We start from the raw sequence: 26,361 nt of genomic DNA, 5'->3' as shown, positions 1-26,361 counted from the left end.
AACTATATGTAATTTAAGTATTCAATTCCAGCCCGGATTATTGGGTAGTAAATTAGAATTAAGTTCGGTTTCTCTCTGTGGTATTGGCCACAGATAATGTTTGTCCGAATTAAAAATACGTATTCCGGCACGTACATATCCTTCATTATCCACTATGTAGTTATCCGGATTATTGAGTTTCATACCCAATATCCATCCATTGTGCAGATTTAGAACTTCATGTGCTATATGCCAGCGGCGAATATCAAAGAAACGTGTACCTTCAAAGGCAAGCTCCACCCTGCGTTCATCCCGGATACGTTCTCTCATTTTATCCTTATCCAATCCTGATTCCAATTTTGGCATTTGTACTCGAAGACGTATAGCATTAACTGCATCATAAATACTTTGATCGGGAGTATCCAAGACCTCATTTTTGGCTTCTGCATAGTTCAAAAGGACTTCTGCCAATCGAATCAAAGGAAAATCTTTTCCGGTATCCCATGTCCCCAACAATGCCGGATCAAGAAATTTCTTCCAGCCATAACCGGTTTTTGTACCATTATGCTGGTCCATCCTGTCAGGTGTCCCTTCTCCAGGCTGACTATTATATATCAATCCTTTCAACGTGGTATTTCCCGGATAATATATCGAAGCCTTCATACGTGGATCTCTGTCTTCATACGGGCTCTCAGGATCATAACCGGATCCTTCTTCATCGATACGCTTACCCGTACTTTTCATATAATAAGCATTTACCATGTCCTGAGTCGGAGTCCAAGAGTTCCATCCCCCATCACTCACACAGGCCAATTTAACAGTAAACCCATAAAGAGGTCTTTCAAGAGTTGTAAATTGAGTTTCATAAATCACTTCCGAATTAGAAGCACTCGCATCATTATCATAAAACAATTTAGCATAACTATCAGCTCCCGAAGTCCCTTTCCTATAAAGTTGATGCTTGCTTTCTTTCCATACTTTGTAAGCTGCATCAGCAGCCAATCCCCAATATTCACTGTTCGGATTCTCCCGGTAATCACCAGCCATCAATAAACAGACCCTGCTTTTTAAAGCAAGTGCCGCCCATTTGGTAGCCCGCCCGTCATCATCACCACTATATGATTCCGGTAATACTTCAATAGCAAAATCCAAATCTTTAATTATAAAATCAGCAACTATTTTCCGGGTAGTTCTACTAACTTTACCAGCCTCTTGTATAGTCAAAGTCTTATCTACCAACGGCACATCTCCAAACAATGCAATCAAATAATAATAAGCGTATGCCCTTTGAAAACAGACTTCACCAATATATCTCTCACGCAAATTCTTATCCATAGAGACTCTTTCTATGTTCTCCATAAATTCATTACATTTACGGATACATTCATAACGCAAATCCCACATTTTTTTAATAGCTGCATGATTAGATTCATAAGCCCCCAAAGCGATTTGCTGAAAATTTCCAAACTGATTACTATGTTGATTATACGAATTGTCAGACGCCGATTCATAAAAAAACAAATCCATTCCGTACTCATCCGATTCCGGAAAAACATACTGATAAGTAGCATTAACCCCTTTCAGTGCATCATCTGCTGTTTTCCAAAATTTGTTGGAAGATATTTTATCTGTAGGATATAAATCTAATCCATTTGTACAAGAGCATAATATCAGACATATACTCAGGCAAGTCAGAACTGTATATTTCATAATATGCATGTTATTTTAATTTTTTCCGATTGTTATATCAACACCAAATGAGAATGTTTTCAATTGTGGATAGTAAGCCCCATCCGAACTTCCTTCCGGATCTACATAAGGGAATTTGGTTATAGTAAATAAATTGTTACCCGAGAAGTAGAACCGAACTCTCTCCATCGTAATTTTACTTGTCCATTTTTTGGGAAGAGTATAGCCTATCTGAAAATTCTTAAGTCTTAAATAAGCAGCATTATGTTTCCAAAAAGTCGACATTTCATAATTATTTCCCTGTCCGTCTGTTAAACGTGGATACTTGGCATACTTCAAATTGTCTTCTACCGAACGAGCCGGATCCCAACGATCTTTCTGGATGTGTTTAAATCCACCACTCAAATAAATGATCTGTCCATGAACATATTCGTCACGTTTTCCCACTCCTTGAAAAAAAGCCCGTAGATCCACTCCTTTCCATTCTGCCGTCAGATCGAGTCCATACATAAATCTGGGAGCACTCCATCCCACATAAGTCTTATCATAACTATCTATCTTACCATCCGGTGTCCCGTTTGGTCCTGAGATATCCTTATATTTGATATCTCCCACTTTCAGTTGACTTGCATATCCTTCAAATTTCGGACTACTGGCTATTTCTTCTTCAGATGTGTAAAAACCATCAGCAACATAAGCATATAGTGTATTCAGTGCATAACCTTCCTGCGTAATAGTCCTGTCACCTTTGAAGGGACCTGTACCCTTAAGATCAATGATCTCATTCCGTTGATCGGAAAGAGAAAACGTTGCACTATAACTAAACTTATTCACTTGATCTTTCCAACCTACCAAAAGTTCCCACCCCCAGTTTTTCATCTTTCCAGCATTCTGTACTGAGACAGGAATACCAATGACAGAAGATACTGGGACATCCAACAAGATATCTTTTGTATGTTTGTTATACCAGTCAAAAGTGGCAGATAAACGACTATTAAAGAAACCCAAATCAAAACCTATATTAAAGATATTCGATATTTCCCAACCAATTTCCGTATTGGGCAACTTACCGATATACGAACTTGGTACCCACTGGTGCCCAAACATATACCCCTTGGGATCAGTAGTGATAACTTCTGCATACTGATAAAGGGAAATGCTTTGATTTCCTAATTGTCCGTAAGAAACACGTAGTTTCAAATTATCCAAATACTTTCTTGAAAAATTCATAAAAGGTTCTTCCGAAATTCTCCACCCCAATGATCCGGAAGGGAAAAAAGTGTAGTGATGCCCCGGAGCCAGGCGTGAAGAACCATCGTATCTGAAATTACCTTCTACAAAATATTTACCTGCAAAAGCATAATTCACACGACCAAAGTATGAGCGCATTCTCCATTCATCCGATGAGCCCCATGTACCTTGAGCATCTCCAGAGCCTGTAGCGCCGTCAATCTCTTCCATACTGTTATCCGGAATGTACCATCTCCATCCACCGACCCATGAACTTTTATAATGTTCATCCGAATAACCTAATAATCCATGTATATTATGCGCCCCAAATTGCCTCTCATAATCTAATAATCCTTGCAAAACAATCAGATTTTTCGTTACAAACTGCCGGCTAACCCCATTTGGATTATTGATTAAAGACTGCGAACCATCTTCATTGGTCATTTCAATTGTTTTGGATATTTCCGTATGCCCCGGTGTCCAATGATTATAAGCAGCTTGCCCCTTTAGCTTCAATCCTTTAAGAATTTCCCAGTTTGCAGATATAGACATAGATAAATTTTCATCATAACTTTTTCTATATCCACCATCTCTTATCCATGCAATGGGGTTTGTTGTTTCGTTATTAAGATGCCCCCAATCTCCGTTTTGTTTTTTCACAGGAACATAAGGAGCCATATTCATTACTTCGCTGAAAAAACGATCATAATTATAAGGGACTTGCGTTTCATCGCGATAGTACGAAATATTTGCCGATGCATCCAAATTTTCTATAATCTGAATATTCAAGTTAGCTCTTGCATTATATTTCTTAAAGTCTGTATAATCAATCAATCCATTCTGACTCGTATACCCCCCCGAAACCATGTAATTCATCTTGGTATTACCACCAGAAATCCTTAAATTTACATTTTGCAAATCATTATGACTCTTTACGGCCTGATCCCACCAATTTACATTAGCAAAGTTATCAGGATCCATGCCGTTTTTCATCAGTTCAATATTTTCGGGAGTAAATTGGATCATTTTATCAGAATTAGTTAATTGCTCGTTACGTAATTCAGCATATTCCCATGAATTCAGCATTTCGGGAACTTTGGTCGGTGTTTGAGTCGAATAATTATATGAGAAATTTATAACGGGCTTTTGTTCTTTATTCCCCCTTTTAGTGGTGACCACCAACACTCCATTAGCTGCACGTGACCCATAAATAGCTGCCGAAGAAGCATCTTTTAGCACAGAGATAGATTCAACATCGTTTGGATTCAGAATATTGAAATCGCCAATTCCCGTAGGGATACCATCTATAACAACCAATGGTTCCGTACTTCCTAAAGTTCCTTGCCCTCTTACATTAATTGAAAGGGCTGTTCCGGGCTTTCCTCCTCCATCTGTAATAATGATCCCCGGCACACTTCCTTGTAAACTTTGGGTAATGCTGGATACTGGCATTTTCTCTAAAGTATTGGACGATACGACATCGATCGCTCCAGTTATATTCAATTTCTTTTGAGTACCATATCCTACAACCACTACTTCTTCCAAAGTTTTGGTGTCTGACTCCAGTACAACATTAAATATAGTATTCCGACCGATCTGTATCTCTTTTGAATTCATACCTATATATGAAAATAAAAGAATACTTTTATCCGATAAATCTCCGGTAAGACTAAATGTTCCGTTCAAATCAGTAATAGTTCCTATAGAAGTTCCCTTAACCATAATACTGGCCCCGATGAGAGGTTCGCCGGATTCATCCGTGATACTTCCGGTAATCTGACGTTTTTTTACAATTGGCACAAGCTCTTTTTTAAGAATAATCTGCTTCCCCATGAACTCAAAAGAGATCCCCTTAGCATTAAAAGCCTGTTTCAGAATTTCAGAAATGTTGCCACTGGATATTGTATTCACTTTTTGCTTTAAATCGATGGTATTATCAAAAACAAAAGTATAATCAGTTTTATTCTCTATCTCTTTAATTAACTTATCCAAAGAAAATTCTTTTGCAGAAAGTTGAATTTTTGATGTAGTTTGCGCCATTAAAGGTATCGAACTTATTATGTAAAATAAGGTTAAAACACCACATAATAGCCGTTTAATGTTAGACATTGTAATTTGATTTAATGTTTAATAAAAATTTAATATTACCTTTGCCTACAAAATACAATACGCTCTTTCCTACCAATATTGGCAGGTTAGTATTTTGCTGAAAATCGTTTTGTGTTTTGGAGCACGAGAGATGGCCGTCTTTCGTGCTCTTTATATCCTATTTATATGATATATACACCTCCTCTCCATTTATTTTATAATTGATTGGAGTTATTTTATTAATAACTTCAAGCGTTTCTGTTAAGGATTCCGTTTTGATGGTCAACCAATAATGTTTATTATCAGAAACACCAGTAAGTTGGGTGCGCACCCCATACCAACGTTCCATCTTATGCAATACAGTTTCCAATGGTTCATCTTCTATCTTAAGTTTATTATATCTCCATATACCTTCAGTATCAGCATCACAGGCTATTAGTTGATTCTGGGAGAAATCATCTTTCCGGATAATAGCTTTTTGATTAGGTTGCATGTCAACCAATAATTTTCCGTCAGTAGCAGATATGCTCACATGCCCTCTCAATAAAGATACTTCAATAGACTCATCATCTTTATAACCATTCACATCAAAAGCAGTTCCATGCACATTGACATTGATACCATCAACCGTTACTACAAATGGATTTTTTCTATCTTTTGTTACGTCAAAAAAAGCTTGTCCTTCCAATTGAACTTTTCTGTTCCGGAAATCATAATCTGTATTATAAGTCAGTTTAGAACCAGAATTCAAAAGTACAACTGAACCGTCCGGTAAAGTTATTTCAGCTTTTTCTCCCCAACGAGTTCTAAAAGCAATATTTTCTACAGACTTATTGTTGTACACCGTATTATATAGGAATGAAGCAGAAAAACCGATGATAAGGGTAAAAAAAGCTGCTATACTTGTCGTTCGGACCAATACCGTACGCGAATATCCTTTTACAATTCTTACTTGCTTAATATTTGTTAGTATTTTGTTCCATATTTTTTCTTTATCAGGATAACATGGAGAAAAAGAACTACCATTCGCTAATACCCAACTTTCACTAAGTTCCTGAAAAATCCTTTCATTTTCTTCATTCAGCCTACGCCAAGCCTCCAGTTCTCTATTCTCTGTTTCCGAACTTTCACCCGCCAAATATTTTGATATGATTTGATACATGTCTATCATCTTAATGCTTTTTTATAAAATAGACACGTAACTTTCCGAATTCCCCCAAAAGAAAAGAGAAAATATTTCTCTAAAAGAAGAAGAAAAAGAATGAAAAGGAATAAGAAGTCATAAAATCACGAATCTTTTTCATAGCAATACCCATCTGGTTCTCAATTGTTTTTACAGATATTCCTTTAAGCTCTGCTATTTGCTTATAACTATAATTTTCCCTACGGTTCAAAATAAAAATGTCTCTACACTTTTCGGGTAAGCAATTTATAGCCATATCAAGCACTGAAGTAAATTTCTCTATATCAAAACAATCTTTCCCCTGTTTGGTTTCCAATTGTTCATTAAACCATTTTTCCAACAAATAATGTCTATTCTGTTCATTCCGCAAATAATTTAAAATTTGATTCTTAGCAGCATGAAACAAATAGGTTTTCACATATTCCACTTCAATAGAATGACGATTTTCCCAAAGCCTTAGAAAAACCTCCTGCAACACGTCCTCTATCACTTGGGAATCATGTGAATATAGATTCAGAAAGCGACATAATTGCTCATAATACGAATCATAGTAATTTCGGAAAGATTCAAGATCAATAGTCATTTTTCTCTTGCTATAAATATACCCGGCAAATAACGAAAAAAAAATGTAATTTACAAATAATATATCCGTTTATACATAGTTGCATATTCTAACTACTTACCAAACTATTGCAAATACACACATACTCTAAAATCTTTTTTCAACACACCAATCTCATTTCTGCGCAATCTTTTTTTTATTTTATTCTTTTTCTCATTTTTTCTTTCTACATTTGTGCTTTATAACACAGTTTTGCAGCACTTATGGTAAAGACAAACTTGTCAGACATAGATATCGCGGAAAAACTTTCCGATATGTGGGCTCCTTTGAATAACGAACAAAGAGAGTTCCTGGCGAACAATTTTACTCTACAAAATTATAAGAAGAACGAAGTTATTTATTGCGAAGGCGAAACGCCTACCCATCTAATGTGTCTCCTTAGTGGAAAAGTGAAAATATATAAGGAAGGAGTCGGAGGACGCAGCCAGATTATACGCATGATGAAGCCGACCGAATATTTTGCTTATCGTGCTTTTTTTGCCAAAGAAGATTTTGTAACCGCTGCAGCAGCTTTCGAACCATCTCTCGTGGGATTGGTGCCAATGAGTGCTATCATGACTTTAGTTACTCAAAACAATGACTTAGCTATGTTTTTTATCCGTCAGCTCTCTGTTGATTTAGGAATTGCAGATGAACGGACGGTAAACCTAACCCAAAAACATATTCGCGGCAGATTGGCAGAATCTCTCTTGTTCCTCAAAGAAAGTTACGGGCTTGAAGAAGACGGATCGACCTTAAGCATTTACCTCTCACGGGAAGACTTGGCAAACCTCTCCAACATGACGACCTCCAATGCTATCCGCACCTTATCAAACTTTGCAACTGAACGCCTTATCACAATCGACGGAAGGAAAATAAAAATCATTGATGAAGAAAAGCTGAAGAAGATCAGCAAAATAGGATAATTTTTTTATCTCAATTATATAACTTAACACACATTTAGTACCATGAAAAAAGGATTTTCCTTCTTTCTTTTGTCTCTCCTGTTCATCACCCCCGGATGCAAGGATTCAAAAGAAATCGTGAACGAGTACAACGTCGTTCCGTTGCCCAATCAGATGGTCCCCCAACAGGGACGGTTTGATTTGAATAAAAAAGTAAAGGTCATTACGACCGGTTGCTCACCGGAAGTACAATCGATTGCCGACAGTCTTATCAACCGACTGGCTATGACAGCCGGTATCTCATTGGAGCGGACAGATAAAGAACATGACGGAATTCCTGCCATCACATTCAACACACAGGAAGGATTGCCGCAGGAAGGATATAAGTTATCCGTAACCCCTGCCAATATCACTATTACGGCTTCACAACCCAACGGTTTTTTCTATGCTTTGCAAACACTTTATCAACTTCTCCCCCCGGAGGTTTACGGTAAAGTACGTAACAAACGCGCCAACTGGTCTGTACCAGCCGTCGAAATAGAAGATGCTCCCCGTTTCTCTTACCGTGGAATGATGCTCGATCCATGCCGGAATTTCGCTTCGATAGATTATGTATACAAGTTTATCGACATGCTTGCCATGCACAAGATGAACATTTTCCACTGGCACCTGACGGATGATCAAGGATGGAGAATTAAAATTAAAAAGTTCCCCAAACTGATGGAAATCGGTTCTAAACGAAAAGAAACTTTGGTAGATTACTATTATACCAACTATCCTCAAATCTTTGACGGGAAAGAAGTCGGAGGATATTATACTCAGGAACAGATAAAAGAGGTAGTGGCTTATGCAGCCAGCAAATACATTACGGTCATCCCGGAAATCGAAATGCCGGGCCATGCCATCGCTGCCATAGCCTCTTATCCGGAGCTTTCGTGCACGCCCGATACGACTTATGACGTGACGGGTACGTGGGGAGTATTCGATCAAGTGTATTGCCCCAAAGAAGAAACTTTTGCCTTTTTGGAGGGAGTGCTGGATGAAGTCATAGAACTCTTCCCAAGTGCATATATCCACATAGGAGGCGACGAATGTCCCAAGACATCCTGGAAGAATTGCACACACTGCCAAGAACTTATAAAGAAATTAGGATTAAAAGACGATACGACTCCGAATTCCATTGACGGAAAACTACACAGTAAGGAGGACAAGCTGCAAAGCTATTTCGTTACCCGCATGGAGAAATACCTGAACGGTAAAGGGCGCAACATCATCGGTTGGGACGAAATCCTGGAAGGAGGTTTGGCCCCCAACGCTACCGTCATGTCATGGAGAGGTGTGGCAGGCGGAATGAACGCTGCCAAGTTGGGACACAATGCTATCATGACTCCAAGTCCGTATATGTATGTGGATTACTATCAGGAAGATCCGGAAACAGCACCGATCACTATCGGCGGATATGTCACCCTTAAAATGACCTATACCTACAATCCGGTAGAAGATAATGCTGATGAACTGGTAAAGAAACACATCATCGGCGTACAGGGAAATGCATGGGCGGAGTACATGCAGACCGATGACCGTCGCGACTATCAGATATTTCCCAAAGCCATTGCCATTGCCGAAACCGGTTGGACACAAAATCAAAATAAAGGCTGGGAAAGTTTCTGCCGACGTATGGCCGGAGAGTTCGAAAGACTGGATATCATGAATGTCAAAGCATGCCGTAATTTCTTTGATGTAAACATTAATACCCACGTAGAAAACGATACGCTAAATGTAGTATTAGAATGCTATTATCCGGATGCGGAAATTCATTATACGACCGATGGAAGCGAACCGACACTTCAATCTACCCTCTATACCGCACCTTTCCCGCTACAAGGAAATATCGATTTGAAAGCAACTGCTTTCAAAAACGGTAAAATGTTAGGGAAAGTTCGCCACAAGCCTCTCTACGGCAACCTCATCAGTGGGAAAAGCTTCACCGTGACACCTGGTACTGGATGGATAGCCGGAGATACTTTTGGAGAAAACGATCTGTTCGGAGCTGATAAAACAACTTTCGGACTGACTAACGGTAAACGTGGAAACAATGCCTCTTACACTCCGTGGACCAGTTTCGCCATGAACGATCAGCGTACAGAAGTCATATTCACAGTACAACTGGACAAACCGGTACAGATTAGTAAAGTCGTATTCGGTTCGCTGTTCAACCCGGCTTACCGTATCCTGCCTGCCGGCAGTGCAAAAGTAGAAGTCTCCGATGATGGAAAACAGTACCGCGAAGTAGCAACTGCTTCATTTACAAGGCAACTGCCCGAAAAGGGAAGGAAAGCATACACCGATTCTCTCTCTTTTTCCCCTACCGAAGCCGGTTATGTAAAAGTGACCATCCGCAATGGAGGTACCCTGCGCAACGGAATCGATTTCAAAACCGATTCTCCGAAAAAGCTTCTGCAGGCCGACCTCTACATTGATGAGATAGAAATCTATTAAAAAAAGAGAGATTAAAACGGATTATAAAATTCACAAAAACGGGCTGTGCAACTTTTCATCGCACAGCCCGTTTCTTTTAAATCCTATTTTCTATTTCTTTAATTAAATAAGTCCCTTTTCCGACAAATAACGTTCAGCCTCAATAGCAGCTTTACAACCGCTTCCGGCAGCCGTTATCGCCTGACGATAATGCGGATCGGCCACATCTCCGGCGGCAAAAACACCCGGTATCTTCGTACAAGGCTTGTCGGGTGTCGTTATGATATATCCCACTTCATCCGTATCCAGATAAGGTTTAAAGATATCAGAATTCGGTTTATGTCCGATGGCCAGGAAGAAACCATCGACAGGCAATGTGTAACGTTCCTCATCCGGTTCTCCCCAACGTTTCACAAGGCTCATACCTTCTACACCGTTTTCACCGAAGAGTCCTGTCACATTATGTTCAAACAGCACCTCGATCTTCTCATGATTCCGCACACGTTCCTGCATAATTTTCGACGCACGCAGATAGGGTTTACGAACCACCAAATATACCTTTGAGGCTAATCCGGCCAGATAAATCGCCTCTTCACAAGCCGTATCACCACCGCCGACAACAGCAACCACTTTCTTCCGGTAGAAGAAACCGTCACAAGTGGCACAAGCGCTCACACCCATTCCGGCGTATTTCTTTTCGTCGTCCAATCCCAAGTATTTGGCCGTAGCTCCGGTTGCAATAATCAATGTTTCCGTTTCGATTTCCTTGTCGCCGTCAATTGTAATCTTATAAGGAGCCTTACTCAAATCAGAGGCAGTGGCAATACCAAAACGGATATCCGCACCGAAACGCCCTGCCTGTGCACGTAAATCTTCCATCAATTGCGGCCCGCTGATCCCTTCGGGGTATCCGGGAAAGTTCTCCACGTCTGTGGTTGTAGTCAACTGCCCGCCGGGCTGAAGTCCTTCATAAAGCACAGGAGACAAATTAGCACGTCCTGCATATATCGCCGCCGTATATCCGGCGGGGCCCGAACCTACAATCAGGCATTTCACTTTTTCTATTTCCATCGTTCTATTTGTTATTTTACAATTTACTATTCAAGGTTGAAAAACTACTGTTTATCTCAAATCTATGACTTCGGCAGTAGGGTATTGTTTCTTATCGAACACAAACACAGAGTCAGCCAGCTTTAATCCTGTCTGATACCGGGTGATTGTTATCTCGCTCCGGCTGCCGTCTCTCTGTTCTACAGCAATAAAAACAGGTTCGTAAGTATCTTTCGTCACATAAAGCACAATGCGCGATAAATCCTGTTTCTTATTCGTTGCAGTAAGAACAACCTCGCTGACGGGCGTTCCTCTAAACTTCTTTTCAACTCCCAGTTTATAATCAAAGCCTTTCTTATAAAGATAAAGCAACGCGTAAGGATTCATACCCTGCAATTCTTCTTCCGTAGGAGTACTGATGTTCACCTCATCATTTTGCGTTAAATAGCTCCATTGGGTTTTCCCGTCAAACCAAGAAATTGTTTCAGATGTTTTCAATAGAAACTTCTCCCCCTTCAGTTTTATGTTCCCGATGGCTTTACCTAACGAGCCTCCTTTATTAAAAGCCTCTACAGTAAAATCGGCTTGTACACCGCCGGCCTTCTCAAAAGCAGCAGCCGTCTTATCCAGCATGAGTTTTGCCTGCGCTTGTTTTTGGGCAAACACAGGCAAAGTCAGTAAAGCTATCAAAATGCTAAAAATGTACTTTTCCATTTGTTGTATTAACGCTTACTTATTGTAAATTGTTCAATCTCATTTCCAGGTCGTTTTCATCGATGCACAACACATCGCGCGCCTTGCTTCCCTGAGTAGGGCCTACGATTCCTGCTTTCTCCAATTGGTCCATAATACGGCCGGCACGGTTATAACCGATAGAGAACTTACGTTGTATCAACGAAGTAGAGCCTTGTTGATGAATAACAATCAGACGAGCGGCATCCTCAAACAACGGATCGAGACGTCCCATATCCACATCACCCAGATCACTGCCCCCATCTTCACTGACATACTCGGGCAGGAAGAAAGCAGTGGGATAACCTTGCTGCTTCGCTATAAACTTCGTTATCTCTTCTACCTCCGGTGTATCGATAAACGCACATTGCACACGAACCGGATCGGCACCTTGCAGGAACAACATATCTCCCCGGCCTATCAGTTGGTTGGCTCCCGGACGGTCGAGAATGGTACGCGAGTCCATCATAGCCGATACACGGAAAGCGACACGTGCCGGGAAGTTCGCTTTAATCGTACCTGTTATAATATTCGTCGTCGGACGCTGGGTAGCGATAATCATATGGATACCTACCGCACGGGCCAACTGGGCAATACGGGCAATAGGCAATTCAATCTCCTTGCCGGCAGTCATGATCAAGTCACCGAACTCATCGATCACCACGACGATATAAGGCATAAACTTGTGCCCCTTTTCCGGATTCAAACGACGATTGACAAACTTCTCGTTATATTCCTTTATATTGCGCACATGTGCCATTTTCAACAAGTCATAGCGGGTGTCCATCTCCACACAGACAGAGTTTAAAGTCTGCACAACCTTGGTTACATCTGTTATAATGGCATCTCCACCATCAGGCAATTTGGCAAGGAAATGGTGTTCTATCACCGAATAAATACTGAATTCCACTTTCTTCGGATCGACCAGAACAAATTTCAGTTCGGCAGGATGTTTCTTATAAAGCAGCGAAGTAATGATCGCGTTCAGACCGACAGATTTACCCTGTCCGGTAGCACCGGCCACAAGTACGTGGGGCATTTTGCAGAGGTCGACCATAAACACTTCATTTGTAATCGTTTTACCAAATGCAATCGGCAAATCATACGTCGATTCCTGGAATTTCTTACTGCCGATAATACTTTGTCCCGAAACGATTTTCGGATTGGAGTTCGGAACTTCGATACCGATCGTTCCCTTCCCCGGAATCGGAGCAATAATACGGATCCCCAATGCAGAAAGGCTGAGAGCAATATCATCCTCCAGTCCGCGTATTTTGGAGATACGCACCCCTTGTTCGGGAGTAATTTCATAAAGCGTCACTGTGGGTCCTACCGTTGCCTTGATCGTGCTGATCTCAATACCAAAGCTACGCAATGTATTGATAATCTTATCCTTGTTTGCATTTTGCTCTTCCATATTGATGGTAGGTTCATTATTTTCATAATGCCTCATTAGGTCAATGGTAGGAAAACGGTAATTCTCAAGATCGAGTTTCGGATTATAAGGCTCCGTCTCCTTGCCACGGTAGTTTTCATCATCATCTTCAGCAACCTCTATTTCAAAGTCCGGTTCTTTATCTGCCTGTTTATCCACCGCAGGCAACGGATCGGGAGTTGTAGGTTCGAATGTCATCGTCACTTCCTCTCCTGCCGGCAGTTCATGCTCCGTATTCGCCGGAACAACAAATTCCGGTTCCCGCACATCCGGTTCCTGTACCTCCGGCTCTTTCACCTTTGTCTCTTTCGAAGCAGGTACCTGCTGGAAAGTCCTGTCCATAGAGAATTCCACTTCATGAGGTTTTGGATTGACAAATTCCGGTTTCGGCTGTTGATCGGCAAAAGCCGGTTTATCTTCTTCTGTCTCTTCCTTTTTAGTACGCTTAAGGAAACTAAGAGTAAAGAGTTTACGCAACCATATCACCGTACGTGCACTGACATAAATCAAGAAACAGATGGCTGTCACGAGCAGTATCAGCCACACTCCCGGCTGTCCGACTTGAGAAGTCAACCAATTGGCGACATTATATCCATGCCGGCCTCCCAGATAGATAAATGAATCCTGATAAGTATCCATAAAGGCGAAACCGAAAAATACGGAAAACCAAACAAGCAATAACGAACAACCGATAAACCATTTCCACAACCGGACAATTCGCACACGCATCAGCTTCAAACCGGCCACCGCCAGAAAAACAAGGATAAAAAACGACGATATACCGAAACAGTCGTTAATCAGATAGCTGGCCAGTTGAGCCCCGCGTGAACCGGCATAGTTTTTCACATGATTATTCACCGTCGATAAATCATGCGGATTTCCACTGTCAATAATGCTCTGGTCGGCTGCCCCTGTAAAGAAGAAGGAAGAGAATGCCAACAATAAATATACAGAGAATATCACCAGTACCAACCCGATGACAAAATGAATCGTCTCGTTCTTAAAAAATGCTGTAAACTTATTAGTAGAAGGTACTTTAGATTCCGTATCTTTCTCTTTATCTGATTTCTTTTTTGCCATGAGTATTCTTTTACCTTTATATTATATTAGAGATGCAAAAGTAGTAAAAAAACAATTTTCTTCCTAACTGTTACCTTTAAAGTTATTGCCTATTCCCAATTATCCTCCGGCCATACAGGATACAAGAAGCCCGCCTTCTGCCATATGACGCTGTGTATCTTTAAGCAGCTTTAGATTGTTTTATTACTAATCCCCGTTCTCTTTCAATCCTTTTTCTTACCTTTGCGTTTCAAATTAAGCAGATATGAAGAAAGAGAGTCAGACTATATTCGATAAAAATGTAATAGAATTCGTTACGGTAGCCGCAGAATTCTGTGCTTTTCTGGAACGTGCCGAGGGCATGAAACGTAAGGCTTTTGTCGATACAACCCTAAAAATACTTCCATTGCTTTATCTCAAGGCATCCATGCTCCCTAAGTGCGAAACAATAGGTGATGAAGCACCGGAAACTTATGTGACAGAAGAGATGTACGAAGTTTTACGTATAAACCTGTCGGACATCCTGGCTGAGAAAGACGACTATCTCGAAGTTTTCCTACCGGACATGGCATACAGCGACCAACCGATCAAGAAAAACATTTCGGAAGATCTTGCCGACATTTATCAGGATATCCGTGATTTTATTTTCGTATTCCAACTCGGTCTGAATGAAACGATGAACGATTCTCTTGCTATCTGCCAAGAAAACTTCGGAATGTTATGGGGGCAAAAGTTGGTAAATACCCTTCGTGCACTCCATGATGTGAAGTATAATCAGGAGCCGGATGAAGAAGAGGAGACTGAAGAAGAAGATGAGTATGAATCAGACAATGACCATTGCCATTGTGATGACGAAGACTGTCATTGCGAAGAGGGCGATTGCCACTGCCACGACCATGGCTGTCATTGCCACGACGATGAATAAGAAAAGAAAATGGTTATAAAAAGAACAATAAGCAAAGAAGAGATAAAGGAACTGCCGAAAGCTGTCTTTGAGGGACCGATATATGTGATCCAAAGCGAAAAGGAGGCCGACAAGGCAGTAGCGTATCTGCAGGCGCAACAGATATTGGGTATTGACAGCGAAACCCGCCCGTCATTCACCAAAGGGCAGTCTCATAAGGTAGCGTTACTGCAAATCTCGTCAGACGAATGTTGTTTCCTGTTTCGTTTAAACATGACAGGACTCACACAATCGTTAATAGGACTATTGGAAAACCCGGAAATAATAAAAGTGGGATTATCACTTCGTGACGATTTCATGATGTTGCATAAACGTGCACCGTTCAATCAGCAGGGTTGCATAGAACTACAGGATTTCGTACGTCCTTTCGGCATTCAGGACAAAAGTCTGCAAAAGATATACGGCATTCTGTTCAAAGAAAAGATTTCCAAGTCACAACGCCTATCCAACTGGGAAGCAGATGTACTGACGGATGCTCAGAAACAGTATGCGGCAACAGACGCATGGGCCTGCCTGAACATCTATAACCGGTTGCAGGAGCTAAAACGTACCGGCAACTTTGAAATAGAAGAAGCCACCGTAACCGCCGAAGACGAATCGCAGGCAAAATAGCCTTTCTTCCCTTTTCATAAATCATCATCATTCATAAATCATAATTCACAATGTATAAAGTATACTTAAAACCCGGCAAAGAAGAATCATTAAAACGTTTTCACCCCTGGATTTTCTCCGGTGCTATCGCCCGTTTTGACGGAGAACCGGAAGAAGGTGAAGTTGTGGAAGTATACACCTCTAAAAAAGAATTTATAGCCGAAGGACATTTCCAGATAGGAAGTATCGCGGTGCGCGTGCTCTCTTTCAAACAGGAGCCAATCGATTCCGACTTCTGGAAGCGTAAATTAGCAATAGCCTATGACATGCGCAAGAGTATCGGAATCGCCACCAATCCCACCAACGACACCTATCGTCTGGTGCATGGCGAAGGAGATAATCTGCCCGGCCTGGTAATCGATATATACGCCAAGACAGCCGTCATGCAAGCCCATTCTGCCGGTATGCACGTCGACCGGATGGCCATTGCCGAAGCTTTGTCGGAAGTGATGGGCGACAAAATAGAAAATATTTATTATAAATCAGAAACAACCCTGCCCTTCAAAGCCGATCTTTTCCCGGAAAACGGTTTTCTGAAAGGCGGAAGCACCGATAATATCGCCCGCGAATACGGTTTGCTGTTTCATGTAGACTGGTTGAAAGGACAGAAAACAGGCTTTTTTGTAGACCAACGTGAGAACCGGGCTCTATTGGAACGTTATGCCAAAGACCGTTCGGTACTGAATATGTTCTGCTATACGGGAGGATTCTCGTTTTATGCAATGCGCGGCGGTGCCAAGCTTGTCCATTCCGTAGACAGCTCGTCCAAAGCAATTGATCTGACAAACAAAAACGTCGAACTGAACTTCCCCGGTGACCCACGTCATGAAGCATATGCAGAAGATGCCTTTAAGTATCTTGACCGGATGGGTGACCAATACGACCTGATCGTTCTTGATCCGCCTGCTTTTGCAAAACATAAAGACGCGCTACGCAATGCCTTGCAAGGTTATCGTAAATTGAATGCCAAAGCTTTTGAAAAAATCAAACCGGGTGGCATACTGTTTACTTTTTCCTGTTCACAGGTAGTAACCAAAGATAATTTCCGTACTGCCGTGTTTACCGCAGCCGCCATGTCGGGACGTAGCGTACGTATTTTGCATCAGTTGACGCAGCCGGCAGATCATCCTGTCAATATTTACCATCCGGAAGGAGAATACCTGAAAGGATTGGTTCTATATGTGGAGTAAGGCCCAATAACAGAATAAAGGAATTACCAAAGTTAATTAAGGTTAACAAACCGCAGATTTATAGCAAAACATTATGTTCTAAAACATAAAACCATTTATCTTTGCACTGTGTTTTTCATGGTATTAGATTTAAGGTTAATAAAGATTGGCTGTCTGGGATAGATAGCCTTCTTTTTTTTATATACCTGTCCCATCCCTATTTTCCTCTTGAAACAGGCTCTTTTCTCCACACTTTTGGTGCGCAATCAACGAAAAACATTATATTTGCAGCTATATTGAATAGTAACGAGCTACAAACGAAGTCGCATTGTACAGTAATACCACCTGACTAAAATTGCAGCTTATTACCCGTAACCTGTAACTAAATGAAAACAATATGAGCATCAAGTATCGATTGATTATTATGAACTTCCTGCAGTTCTTTGTGTGGGGATCGTGGTTAATTTCGTTAGGTGGCTATATGGGCGGTGTTCTGCACTTTGAAGGTGGACAAATAGGTGCCATCTTTGCTACAATGGGGATCGCTTCACTTATCATGCCGGGCCTGACAGGTATTATCGCCGACAAGTGGGTAAATGCCGAAAGACTGTACGGTATTCTTCACCTTTTGGGCGCAGCCTGTCTTTTCTATGCTTCCACAGCCACTGATTACAACCATATGTATTGGGCAATGTTACTCAACCTGTTGGTATATATGCCAACCTTGTCATTGGCCAACACCGTTTCATACAATGCTCTTGAACAATATAAATGTGATATCGTCAAAGATTTCCCTCCCATTCGTGTATGGGGAACTATCGGTTTCATTTGCGCCATGTGGGCGGTAGACTTGACAGGATTCAAATCCTCCTGTGCGCAACTTTATGTAGGCGGTGCGGCAGCACTCATTCTGGGTTTCTATTCTTTTACGCTTCCCGCCTGTCCGCCTGCCAAAAGCGAAAACAAAAATATGCTTTCCGCTTTCGGACTCGATGCACTGGTATTATTCAAACGCAAGAAAATGGCTATTTTCTTCTTTTTCTCCATGCTGTTAGGGGCTGCTTTGCAAATCACAAACAGTTACGGAGATCTTTTTTTAGGCAGTTTTGCTTCCATACCCGAATTTGCCGATTCATTCGGGGTGAAGCATTCCGTCATCCTGCTTTCTATCTCACAAATGAGTGAAACCCTGTTTATTCTTGCCATACCCTTCTTTTTGAGACACTTCGGAATCAAACGGGTGATGCTTATCAGCATGTTCGCGTGGGTATTCCGCTTCGGCCTTTTCGGACTCGGCGACCCGGGATCCGGATTATGGATGCTGATACTTTCAATGATCGTTTATGGGATGGCATTTGATTTCTTCAACATTTCGGGTTCTCTGTTTGTTGAATTAGAAGCCAAACCGGAAATCAGAGCCAGCGCCCAAGGACTATTCTTTATGATGACCAACGGATTGGGAGCCATCATCGGAGGATATGCCAGTGGTGCGGTAGTAGATGCTTTCTCGGTTTATTCGGATGGAATGTTAATCAGCCGCGAATGGCCGGATATCTGGTTTATTTTTGCGGGTTATGCATTAGTCATCGGAATTTTGTTTGCACTGGTTTTCAGATACAAGCATCAACCCGAAGAATTAAGTAAAAAATAACAATGGATAAAAAGATAGAATTACAAGTATTAAACATCTCCAACAGCCAGGCACAGGTAGGTGCCTATGCCTTGGTGTTAGGAGAAGTGGACGGGGAACGGCAATTGCCTATCATCATAGGTCCTGCCGAAGCGCAAGCCACTGCCTTATGTCTGAAAGGTGTAAAGGCACCACGCCCGTTAACGCACGATTTATTCTACACTTGCCTGAATATTCTGGGAACCAAAATGCTCAGAGTTCTTATTTACAAAGCAAAGGAAGGTGTTTTCTACTCGTACATTTATCTGCAAAAAGAGGAAGAGATTATCCGTATCGACTGCCGTACTTCGGATGCCATCGCACTGGCTGTGCGTTCCGACTGTCCGATCTATATTTATGAATCCATCCTCGATAGAGAGTGTATCCGTTTGGATGATGACGATGAACGTCCCGCAGAGAATCCGGATAAGGAAAACGAGACCAGTGACTCTACCAATATAAATTCATTGGAAAACGCATTAGAACAGGCTATCAAAGACGAAAATTATGAGTTGGCAGCCCGCTTGCGTGATGAGATAAACCGAAAAAAATAAAACCAGAATATGCACGTTTTTTATACCCCCGATATACTGACCAAACCGGAACTTCCAGAAGAAGAAGCACAGCACTGCACGCGTGTATTGCGTCTCGGTATAGGTGACGAGATTACCCTTACGGATGGTAAAGGCAATTTCTACCGTGCAGAAATCACTGCGGCGACTAATAAGCGTTGTTTAGTAAAACTGATTGAAACCATTCCGCAAGCACCTCTATGGTCGGGACACTTGCATATTGCCATGGCACCGACCAAGAATATGGACCGCAATGAATGGTTTGCCGAAAAAGCAACAGAGATCGGTTTCGATGAACTGACATTTCTTAATTGCCGCTTCTCTGAACGGAAAGTCATCAAAACGGAACGTATCGAGAAAATACTCGTATCTGCCATGAAGCAATCACTGAAAGCACGTTTGCCTAAATTGAACGAGATGGTGGAATTTGACAAATTCATAGCCCAAGATTATCCGGGACAAAAGTTCATAGCACACTGCTATGAAGGTGAAAAGCCCCTTTTAAAGGATATACTGGAACCGGGGAAGGACGCTTTAGTACTAATCGGCCCGGAAGGAGACTTCAGTGAAGAGGAAGTCAAAAAAGCGATCGGGAAAGGTTTCCGCCCTATTAGCTTAGGTAAATCGCGGCTACGAACAGAAACGGCGGCACTGGTGGCAACAATGGTAATAAATAGCGATTAGCGAGCTGCGCTATCACTCCGCATGGCACTTATCACTAATCACTATTACTGAATACTTTTCACTTAAAAAACAAATAATTATGGTAAAGAAGATGATTTCCCGACTTTTAGTATCAGCAATGCTGATTGTATTCATTGCCGCATGTTCTCAGAAATCGGAATACACAAGTGCCATTCCGGCAGATGCCTCAGCTGTAGCGTCTATCAACCTAAAGTCTCTCGCTGACAAATCGGGCCTGAAAGACAAAGAAAACGAAGCTGCTAAACAAAAAATGATAGAAGCCTTGAAAAGCGGAACTACAGCGGCCACTTTCCAACAATTGGAGAAAGTATTGAACAATCCGAAAGAGTCGGGAATAGATGTGGACGCACCCGTTTACGTCTTCACCTCTCCTTCTTTCCCATACGCATCCTTAGTTACCAAAATACTCGACATCGATAAATTGCGCATTTCGCTGGATGTCATGGTAAAAGAGCAGATTTGTCAACCTGTGGAAGAGACTGACGGATATAGCTATGCCGTAGTGGCCAACCAAAACATATTCGCTTTCAACGAAACAACCGCAATGCTCGTGCAAGTAAACCGGAAATCGCAAATGGAAAATGCACAGAAAGCCATTGGTGAACTGATGAAACAGACTCCCGAAAAGAGTATCGCAGGCAACGCCGGTTTTCAGAAAATGCAGAAACAAAAAGGAGATGTCAACTTCCTGGCATCATTGGCCGCACTGCCACAAGCATATGCCCGCCAATTAAACATAGGACTGACAAGTATCAAGGTAGATCCCAAAGATATCATGGCCCTCGGCAACCTTAATTTTGAAAAAGGAAAAATAGCTCTGCAATTTGAATATTATACAGAAAACGAGGAAGCCAAAGCAATGCTGAAAAAGCAAGAAAAGGCAACTACAAAGCTAAACACAACTTTCCTTAAATATTTCCCGGCCTCAACGATTGCATTTATGAACATAGGAGCCAACGGGGAAGAACTATACAATTTATTGCAAGAAAACGAAGAATTCCGTAATACGGTATCCATTTCCAAAGCGGAAGAAGTAAAGGCATTGTTCGCCTCCTTCAACGGTGACATCTCTGTCGGACTGATCAATATAACCATGGGAAAAGACCCGGCTTTCGTAGCATATGCGGATGTGAAAAACGGGAATGCACTGAAAGCACTTTATGACAACAAGAAAGCATTGAATCTGAAAAGAGGAGAAGACATCGTGCTACTGAGTGATAATGAATATGTGTACAAATCAAGAGCCATGAACATTTTCTTCGGATTCAAAGATAACCAGATGTACGCCACCAATGACGAATTACTATACAAAAATATCGGCAAAGCGGCTGATAAGTCGATAAAAGATACCAGTTATGCATCGGACATGAAAGGTAAGAACTTCTTCTTTGTCATCAATATGGACGCCATTCTCGAACTGCCGATCGTGAAAATGATGACAGGCTTCGGAGGAGAAGAATACCAGACCTATTATAATCTTGCGTCACAAGTCAGCTATCTGGAAGTGAGCAATGTAAGTGACGGTGTAAGTGAAGTAGATCTTATTCTAAAAAACAAAGATACCAATTCGTTGAAACAAATCGTAGACTTCGTCAAGAAGTTTACCGGCATGTAATATTGAAGATATGAAAAGTATCCACCTGCGGCAGACACTTCCACAAGTGTTTGCCGACCGTAATTCTATCACATCGGATATCTGGCATAAAAATGTCGTATTCAGCAAGGGCGAGATGTATCTGATAGAGGCAGCATCCGGAACCGGAAAATCATCGTTATGCAGTTATATTTACGGTTACCGGAACGACTACCAGGGGATCATTAATTTCGATGAAACAAATATCAAAGCATATTCAGTGGAGCAATGGGTCAACCTCCGAAAGCACTCGCTGAGTATGCTTTTTCAGGATTTACGCCTGTTTACCGAACTGACGGCACTCGAAAACATCCAGCTGAAGAACAACCTGACCGGTTACAAGAAAAAAAAGGAGATCCTCGCACTTTTCGAAACAATGGGTATTACAGACAAAGCTCATATAAAGGCCGGCAAGTTATCTTTCGGACAACAACAACGGGTGGCCTTTATCCGGGCGCTCTGCCAGCCTTTCGACTTTATCTTTCTGGACGAGCCAATCAGTCATTTGGACGATTGTAATGGAAAGATCATGAGCAACCTGCTTCTGGAAGAAGCAGGAAGACAAGAAGCCGGAATCATCGTTACTTCCATCGGGAAACACATCGAATTACCCTATAATCATGTTTTACGCCTGTAATACAACCCAATTATGACACTCATCTGGAAGCTTCTTCGCCAACATATCAGCATCGGTCAACTTGCCGGTTTCTTTTTTGCCAACCTCTTTGGCATGATGATCGTATTACTCAGTATACAGTTTTATAAAGATATCATCCCGATGTTTACTGAAGGAGACAGCTTTATGAAAAAAGATTATATCATCGTCAGTAAAAGAATCAGTACGTTAGGATCTTTCGCCGGCAAAAGCAATACCTTCTCTCCGCAAGAAATAAAAGAACTGAAGGAACAGCCTTTCACCGAAGAGATAGGTATCTTTACCCCTTCACAGTTTAAGGTATCGGCAGGTCTTGGCATGCAGGAAGCCGGTATCCGCCTTTCCACAGATATGTTTTTTGAAGCAGTGCCCGATGAATTTGTCGATGTAAAACTCGACAAATGGCATTTTGACGAAGAAACGCGCAGCATACCTATTATTATCCCGCGCAATTATTTAAATCTGTATAACTTCGGTTTTGCCCAAAGTCGAAGTCTCCCCAAGCTTTCGGAAGGTGTAATGAGCCTGGTGCAGATGGATATCACTCTACGTGGTAACGGACAGACAGAGCAATACAAAGGCAACATTGTCGGTTTTTCCAATCGGTTAAATACGATATTAGTTCCGGAGTCCTTTATGGCATGGGCCAATAATAACTTTGCACCGGAAAAAGAAGCACAACCGGCACGTCTTATTGTTGAAGTCGGTAACCCTGCAGATGCTTCTATCGCCAAATACTTCCAACAAAAAGGTTATGAAACGGAAGACGGAAAACTGGATGCCGGAAAAACCACTTACTTTTTGCGCCTAATCGTAGGCATTGTGCTCGGTGTCGGTTTATTCATCAGTATTCTTTCCTTTTATATCCTGATGCTAAGCATCTTCCTTCTTCTTCAAAAAAATACGACTAAGTTGGAAAACCTGCTACTGATAGGATATAGCCCTGCACGCGTAGCACGCCCTTATCAAGTCTTAACTTTAGGGCTGAACACCATTGTACTGGCCATCTCTCTCTGTTTGGTCGCCTGGATACGACATTCCTATACCGGTGCACTCTATCTATTGTTTCCACAACTGGAAATCGGATCGCTTTGGCCGGCCGTCAGCGTAGGCGTCTTCCTGTTTATCATTGTATCTGTCATCAATATTCTGGCAATCAGAAGAAAGATACTATCGATCTGGATGCATAAATCCTGATGTCTCCCGAGTATGGGTGATCCCCGAGTATGGATAATATTCCATCTCCATTGAGGATATGAATAGATAAGTTACTAACAATAGGATATAAACATCTTTTCCTTAGGAGAAAAACATCTTCGTATCCTATTCTAATCTATAACCGCAACTTTTGGTTTTACATCCAAAAGTTTTAGTTATACAATTACAAGTTTTAGTTTTATAACCAGAACTTTCGGTTATAGATTTTCTCTAACCTTAAACAACTTTATTACCGAAGGAAAGGTACTTCATAAAGGAAGAAATAGGATTTACAAATATATGTTCTACAAGGGTAGATCCCCACAGCTTCATCACACTACTCTGTATACTGATTAATGGTTGTTACATATCGGCAAACTTTTCCATTTCTATCCACACCTTCAATAACGACATCTTCCGGAGAGGTGCTGTCCGGAGTATATGAGTTGCTTGTAACAGACAGCAGAAAGTACAATGCCCTCAGGACGGACAGGAGGGAGATCAAAGCGCTTGATGACATGATCGGATGAGGTGAGAATGGCATGATAAGATTCCCCAGCTACCGGAGTCAAAGTAAATGATCCCATTCCGTCGTGCTCAGAGCAGATATGCATAAGAGTATCTCCACGCGCATTCAACACGTATCCGGCTGCTTCCCTCGACAGTCCGTCCGCTCCCAGGATTTTGAATGCTATGTTCTGAAGCAGAACAGGCGACAACGGGCCTCCCTCCGGGAAAAAAGCAGCATCAAAATCATTGGAAAACACCGGTAGATAAAAAGTCCTCCGATAGATATACTCAGGGCTGTCGAATTTCACTTCAATCCTTCTCCGTCCCGGCTCTTTAATCCGGCTGAGCAATATATATATTCGTCCGTAATCGTCGGTTTTCTCTCTTCCGCGCTTTTGTGAAGTATCGATATTTCACCGGTATATTACTTAACGCCTTGCTTCCGCTACGGGTAAAAAAGAAACGATACTGTCCGGGGTGCTTTGTGCCGGAAGTGTCCGAGAATAGACCAACCATAATTGAATAGAAAAGACAACAACCAAATACCGGCTCGCTTTAACAGAAATATATTTTTTCATCGTAACTTATCTTTCTTTGATCTACTTTTTTTCTTCATTAGCTTACTAAGCTTCGTTCTTTTGTTCGCTTTATAAACTCTTTTATATCTTGGATCGTTGTCATTTAGAATGAAACGATCTCCGGTAAACTCTATTATTTCATAAACAGACAAAATATTCTTACCGGACAATGTCACCCAGTAACGTCCGCGTTTCATATTACCAACTTTCTCATGTTCAAAAACAGAAGGAACAGAATCAGAAAGATAATAAGGATAAGTCCCCCAATAGCTACATTCGTATTCATTAGGATAATGAGTGGCATAGAATGGATTGTTGCTCCGTCCATAAGCCAAAATAGAAACCGAATCTTTATCAAAATGATAATAGATTAGAAAATTAGTATTTACTTGCCATATCCAATCCCGACGAGTCAAGGCTTTCAAAGTCAGTTCTCTTTGTGTTTGGGCATGCAAACTTAGGCTGCAAAAACACAGTGTACAGACAGCCATTAAAAAGATAAATATTTTAATACTTTTCATCAAGGGTTTATTTTAAGTTGTTCCCGTACCTTCTTTTTCATTTTACTTATAAACCTCTTTTTCTCTGCTGTATAGACAACGGGATGCCCTCCCCCGATACTTCTATGCAAAGAGTCCAAACAAAGCCTTATTACAAGAGAATCGGATGTTAATTTCATTATTTCAAAGACATCCGTGTCCCGTCTTCCTCTTTCCACAATATATTTTCCATTCTTCACCATCCCGACACTATCCTCTTGATAGGAGCGTACAATTGTATCAGAAAGATAATAATCACGGCATCCACTTAACTCTTCCTGCTTAGAAAAGAAAGTACTACATTGCTCTCTTTGATCATATTGCTCATACACAAGACTACCTATCCTGAAAGCTTCTTTATATACCCAATACTTATTTTGCAATAAATCCATTGTTGTAGGAGCAGGTTTCTGAGCACACAAAAGTGTCCCTATCCACAAATTTCCAACTAACAACAGTAAAGCTTTATAATTCATTTTGTTCTATTTTTGAAAATATTAATTTCATCAAAGATAGCCCTGAAAGATTCTTTCAAGCAATCATCTTCAGGGGCTATCACTTTAAGATCAGTTTTTAATAATTTATCATTTTCTATCTACCATTTTTTTCAACTCTTTCTTTTTAATTGCCCTATAGAATGTTTCATTTTTTGAGTAATTATCTCTTAGGACAAGACTATCCTGATCAATTTTTACTATCTCAAGAACAGATGACATAATAATTCCTCTTGTAGGTAACACCAAATAGTGCCCTCGTTTCGTATTATTAACTTTATCATATTCAAAAACGGTAGGAATAGAGTCTGAAAGATGATAAGGATGAGACTCGGAGTGAATACTATTATATTTATTTGGAATATGAGTATTAAACCTCCAACTCCAACTGCTACGACTATACATTGTTGCAGTAACAGTCTTTTTATCAAAATGCATATAAATAAACATGTTATCAGAACATTGCCATATCCAATCCCGATGAGTCAAACTTCTGATAGTTGTTTTTCCTGTTTCTTGGGCATCTAAATTTAGACTACAAAAACACAGTGTACAAACAGCCATCAAAAAGATAAATATTTTAAAATCCTTCATCA

Annotated in this window: 22 protein-coding genes and 2 pseudogenes; 11 read left to right on the top strand and 13 right to left on the bottom strand. The window is 41.1% G+C overall.

What is annotated here, in order from left to right:
- Positions 1 to 21 precede the first annotated feature (21 nt).
- The 4 genes from RB604_RS09490 to RB604_RS09475 all read right to left on the bottom strand — a co-directional run bounded on the left by RB604_RS09490 (position 22) and on the right by RB604_RS09475 (position 6,752).
- Positions 22 to 1,689: a RagB/SusD family nutrient uptake outer membrane protein gene (locus RB604_RS09490; protein ID WP_172680693.1), complete on the bottom strand. Its 1,668-nt coding sequence runs from the start codon at positions 1,687 to 1,689 to the stop codon at positions 22 to 24.
- A gap of 15 nt (positions 1,690 to 1,704) precedes the next feature.
- Positions 1,705 to 4,890, bottom strand: coding sequence for a SusC/RagA family TonB-linked outer membrane protein (locus RB604_RS09485; RefSeq protein ID WP_172680692.1), 3,186 nt, complete (start codon positions 4,888 to 4,890; stop codon positions 1,705 to 1,707).
- A gap of 274 nt (positions 4,891 to 5,164) precedes the next feature.
- Positions 5,165 to 6,157, bottom strand: coding sequence for a FecR family protein (locus RB604_RS09480; protein ID WP_055295110.1), 993 nt, complete (start codon positions 6,155 to 6,157; stop codon positions 5,165 to 5,167).
- Positions 6,158 to 6,227: 70 nt separating this feature from the next.
- Complete coding sequence (locus tag RB604_RS09475) at positions 6,228 to 6,752, bottom strand: RNA polymerase sigma-70 factor (RefSeq protein ID WP_055295108.1); 525 nt, start codon at positions 6,750 to 6,752, stop codon at positions 6,228 to 6,230.
- A 242-nt stretch (positions 6,753 to 6,994) separates the two neighbouring features.
- On the opposite strand from RB604_RS09475, the gene RB604_RS09470 reads away from it, so the two are divergent.
- Together RB604_RS09470 and RB604_RS09465 are read left to right on the top strand one after the other, a co-directional pair.
- Positions 6,995 to 7,696, top strand: a complete 702-nt coding sequence (locus RB604_RS09470; protein ID WP_005925051.1) for a Crp/Fnr family transcriptional regulator — start codon at positions 6,995 to 6,997, stop codon at positions 7,694 to 7,696.
- A 42-nt stretch (positions 7,697 to 7,738) separates the two neighbouring features.
- Positions 7,739 to 10,174 (top strand): family 20 glycosylhydrolase, encoded by a 2,436-nt coding sequence (locus RB604_RS09465; RefSeq protein WP_055295105.1) that lies wholly within the window; start codon positions 7,739 to 7,741, stop codon positions 10,172 to 10,174.
- A gap of 102 nt (positions 10,175 to 10,276) precedes the next feature.
- Here RB604_RS09465 and trxB read toward each other — a convergent pair whose 3' ends face one another.
- The 4 genes and pseudogenes from trxB to RB604_RS21440 form a co-directional block, all read right to left on the bottom strand.
- Positions 10,277 to 11,224: a thioredoxin-disulfide reductase gene (trxB, locus tag RB604_RS09460; protein WP_005925056.1), complete on the bottom strand. Its 948-nt coding sequence runs from the start codon at positions 11,222 to 11,224 to the stop codon at positions 10,277 to 10,279.
- 51 nt (positions 11,225 to 11,275) lie between these two features.
- Positions 11,276 to 11,917: an outer membrane lipoprotein periplasmic chaperone LolA1 gene (gene lolA1 / locus RB604_RS09455; RefSeq protein ID WP_055295103.1), complete on the bottom strand. Its 642-nt coding sequence runs from the start codon at positions 11,915 to 11,917 to the stop codon at positions 11,276 to 11,278.
- A gap of 19 nt (positions 11,918 to 11,936) precedes the next feature.
- Positions 11,937 to 13,580: pseudogene (locus RB604_RS09450) on the bottom strand (DNA translocase FtsK); the annotation flags it as partial.
- A 119-nt stretch (positions 13,581 to 13,699) separates the two neighbouring features.
- A pseudogene (locus tag RB604_RS21440) lies at positions 13,700 to 14,450 on the bottom strand (DNA translocase FtsK 4TM domain-containing protein); the annotation flags it as partial.
- A 244-nt stretch (positions 14,451 to 14,694) separates the two neighbouring features.
- Here RB604_RS21440 and RB604_RS09445 point away from each other — a divergent pair.
- The 9 genes from RB604_RS09445 (at position 14,695) to RB604_RS09405 (ending at position 23,644) form a co-directional block, all read left to right on the top strand.
- Positions 14,695 to 15,354, top strand: a complete 660-nt coding sequence (locus RB604_RS09445) for a DUF5063 domain-containing protein (protein WP_005925063.1) — start codon at positions 14,695 to 14,697, stop codon at positions 15,352 to 15,354.
- Between the two features lie 9 nt (positions 15,355 to 15,363).
- The gene (locus RB604_RS09440) at positions 15,364 to 16,005 is read left to right on the top strand and encodes a 3'-5' exonuclease (protein ID WP_005925065.1); all 642 of its coding nucleotides are present in this window, start codon (positions 15,364 to 15,366) and stop codon (positions 16,003 to 16,005) included.
- A 50-nt stretch (positions 16,006 to 16,055) separates the two neighbouring features.
- On the top strand, positions 16,056 to 17,234 hold the full coding sequence (locus RB604_RS09435; RefSeq protein WP_005925068.1) for a class I SAM-dependent rRNA methyltransferase: 1,179 nt from the start codon (positions 16,056 to 16,058) through the stop codon (positions 17,232 to 17,234).
- Between the two features lie 376 nt (positions 17,235 to 17,610).
- Positions 17,611 to 18,864: a nucleoside permease gene (locus RB604_RS09430; RefSeq protein WP_005925070.1), complete on the top strand. Its 1,254-nt coding sequence runs from the start codon at positions 17,611 to 17,613 to the stop codon at positions 18,862 to 18,864.
- A gap of 2 nt (positions 18,865 to 18,866) precedes the next feature.
- On the top strand, positions 18,867 to 19,436 hold the full coding sequence (locus tag RB604_RS09425; protein ID WP_005925073.1) for a bifunctional nuclease family protein: 570 nt from the start codon (positions 18,867 to 18,869) through the stop codon (positions 19,434 to 19,436).
- Between the two features lie 9 nt (positions 19,437 to 19,445).
- Entirely contained in the window at positions 19,446 to 20,138 is a 693-nt protein-coding gene (locus tag RB604_RS09420) for a 16S rRNA (uracil(1498)-N(3))-methyltransferase (protein ID WP_007478518.1), read from the top strand.
- A gap of 79 nt (positions 20,139 to 20,217) precedes the next feature.
- Positions 20,218 to 21,774 (top strand): DUF4836 family protein, encoded by a 1,557-nt coding sequence (locus tag RB604_RS09415; protein WP_007478519.1) that lies wholly within the window; start codon positions 20,218 to 20,220, stop codon positions 21,772 to 21,774.
- A 10-nt stretch (positions 21,775 to 21,784) separates the two neighbouring features.
- Positions 21,785 to 22,429: an ATP-binding cassette domain-containing protein gene (locus RB604_RS09410; protein ID WP_007478520.1), complete on the top strand. Its 645-nt coding sequence runs from the start codon at positions 21,785 to 21,787 to the stop codon at positions 22,427 to 22,429.
- 9 nt (positions 22,430 to 22,438) lie between these two features.
- Positions 22,439 to 23,644: a transporter gene (locus RB604_RS09405; RefSeq protein ID WP_085930770.1), complete on the top strand. Its 1,206-nt coding sequence runs from the start codon at positions 22,439 to 22,441 to the stop codon at positions 23,642 to 23,644.
- A 401-nt stretch (positions 23,645 to 24,045) separates the two neighbouring features.
- Here the strand turns inward: RB604_RS09405 and RB604_RS09400 are convergent, their stop codons facing one another.
- From RB604_RS09400 to RB604_RS09380, 5 genes are all read right to left on the bottom strand, one after another.
- Positions 24,046 to 24,462 carry a hypothetical protein gene (locus tag RB604_RS09400; RefSeq protein WP_147398872.1) on the bottom strand — a complete coding sequence of 139 codons (417 nt, stop codon included), beginning with the start codon at positions 24,460 to 24,462 and terminating at the stop codon, positions 24,046 to 24,048.
- A gap of 120 nt (positions 24,463 to 24,582) precedes the next feature.
- On the bottom strand, positions 24,583 to 24,732 hold the full coding sequence (locus RB604_RS09395; protein WP_153881779.1) for a hypothetical protein: 150 nt from the start codon (positions 24,730 to 24,732) through the stop codon (positions 24,583 to 24,585).
- On the bottom strand, positions 24,729 to 25,253 hold the full coding sequence (locus RB604_RS09390; RefSeq protein WP_005925086.1) for a hypothetical protein: 525 nt from the start codon (positions 25,251 to 25,253) through the stop codon (positions 24,729 to 24,731). The genes RB604_RS09395 and RB604_RS09390 overlap by 4 nt, the downstream gene beginning before the upstream one ends.
- The gene (locus RB604_RS09385) at positions 25,253 to 25,747 is read right to left on the bottom strand and encodes a hypothetical protein (protein WP_005925089.1); all 495 of its coding nucleotides are present in this window, start codon (positions 25,745 to 25,747) and stop codon (positions 25,253 to 25,255) included. Before RB604_RS09385 ends, RB604_RS09390 begins: the two co-directional genes overlap by 1 nt.
- A 108-nt stretch (positions 25,748 to 25,855) precedes the next feature.
- Positions 25,856 to 26,359 carry a hypothetical protein gene (locus RB604_RS09380; protein ID WP_007478522.1) on the bottom strand — a complete coding sequence of 168 codons (504 nt, stop codon included), beginning with the start codon at positions 26,357 to 26,359 and terminating at the stop codon, positions 25,856 to 25,858.
- Positions 26,360 to 26,361 lie beyond the last annotated feature (2 nt).

Source organism: Bacteroides salyersiae, assembly GCF_031172035.1.
GTDB classification, from domain to species: domain Bacteria; phylum Bacteroidota; class Bacteroidia; order Bacteroidales; family Bacteroidaceae; genus Bacteroides; species Bacteroides salyersiae.
This window is presented reverse-complemented; position numbering and strand designations above follow the sequence as displayed.

Coding starts and splice junctions, on each gene's coding strand:
- RB604_RS09480 (WP_055295110.1), bottom strand. CDS start 6,157: ATGATAGACATGTATCAAATCATATCAAAATATTTGGCGGGTGAAAGT.
- RB604_RS09415 (WP_007478519.1), top strand. CDS start 20,218: ATGGTAAAGAAGATGATTTCCCGACTTTTAGTATCAGCAATGCTGATT.
- RB604_RS09435 (WP_005925068.1), top strand. CDS start 16,056: ATGTATAAAGTATACTTAAAACCCGGCAAAGAAGAATCATTAAAACGT.
- RB604_RS09465 (WP_055295105.1), top strand. CDS start 7,739: ATGAAAAAAGGATTTTCCTTCTTTCTTTTGTCTCTCCTGTTCATCACC.
- RB604_RS09445 (WP_005925063.1), top strand. CDS start 14,695: ATGAAGAAAGAGAGTCAGACTATATTCGATAAAAATGTAATAGAATTC.
- RB604_RS09380 (WP_007478522.1), bottom strand. CDS start 26,359: ATGAAGGATTTTAAAATATTTATCTTTTTGATGGCTGTTTGTACACTG.
- RB604_RS09385 (WP_005925089.1), bottom strand. CDS start 25,747: ATGAATTATAAAGCTTTACTGTTGTTAGTTGGAAATTTGTGGATAGGG.
- RB604_RS09440 (WP_005925065.1), top strand. CDS start 15,364: ATGGTTATAAAAAGAACAATAAGCAAAGAAGAGATAAAGGAACTGCCG.
- RB604_RS09490 (WP_172680693.1), bottom strand. CDS start 1,689: ATGAAATATACAGTTCTGACTTGCCTGAGTATATGTCTGATATTATGC.
- lolA1 (WP_055295103.1), bottom strand. CDS start 11,917: ATGGAAAAGTACATTTTTAGCATTTTGATAGCTTTACTGACTTTGCCT.
- RB604_RS09430 (WP_005925070.1), top strand. CDS start 17,611: ATGAGCATCAAGTATCGATTGATTATTATGAACTTCCTGCAGTTCTTT.
- trxB (WP_005925056.1), bottom strand. CDS start 11,224: ATGGAAATAGAAAAAGTGAAATGCCTGATTGTAGGTTCGGGCCCCGCC.
- RB604_RS09475 (WP_055295108.1), bottom strand. CDS start 6,752: ATGACTATTGATCTTGAATCTTTCCGAAATTACTATGATTCGTATTAT.
- RB604_RS09420 (WP_007478518.1), top strand. CDS start 19,446: ATGCACGTTTTTTATACCCCCGATATACTGACCAAACCGGAACTTCCA.
- RB604_RS09425 (WP_005925073.1), top strand. CDS start 18,867: ATGGATAAAAAGATAGAATTACAAGTATTAAACATCTCCAACAGCCAG.
- RB604_RS09410 (WP_007478520.1), top strand. CDS start 21,785: ATGAAAAGTATCCACCTGCGGCAGACACTTCCACAAGTGTTTGCCGAC.
- RB604_RS09470 (WP_005925051.1), top strand. CDS start 6,995: ATGGTAAAGACAAACTTGTCAGACATAGATATCGCGGAAAAACTTTCC.
- RB604_RS09390 (WP_005925086.1), bottom strand. CDS start 25,253: ATGAAAAGTATTAAAATATTTATCTTTTTAATGGCTGTCTGTACACTG.
- RB604_RS09395 (WP_153881779.1), bottom strand. CDS start 24,732: ATGAAAAAATATATTTCTGTTAAAGCGAGCCGGTATTTGGTTGTTGTC.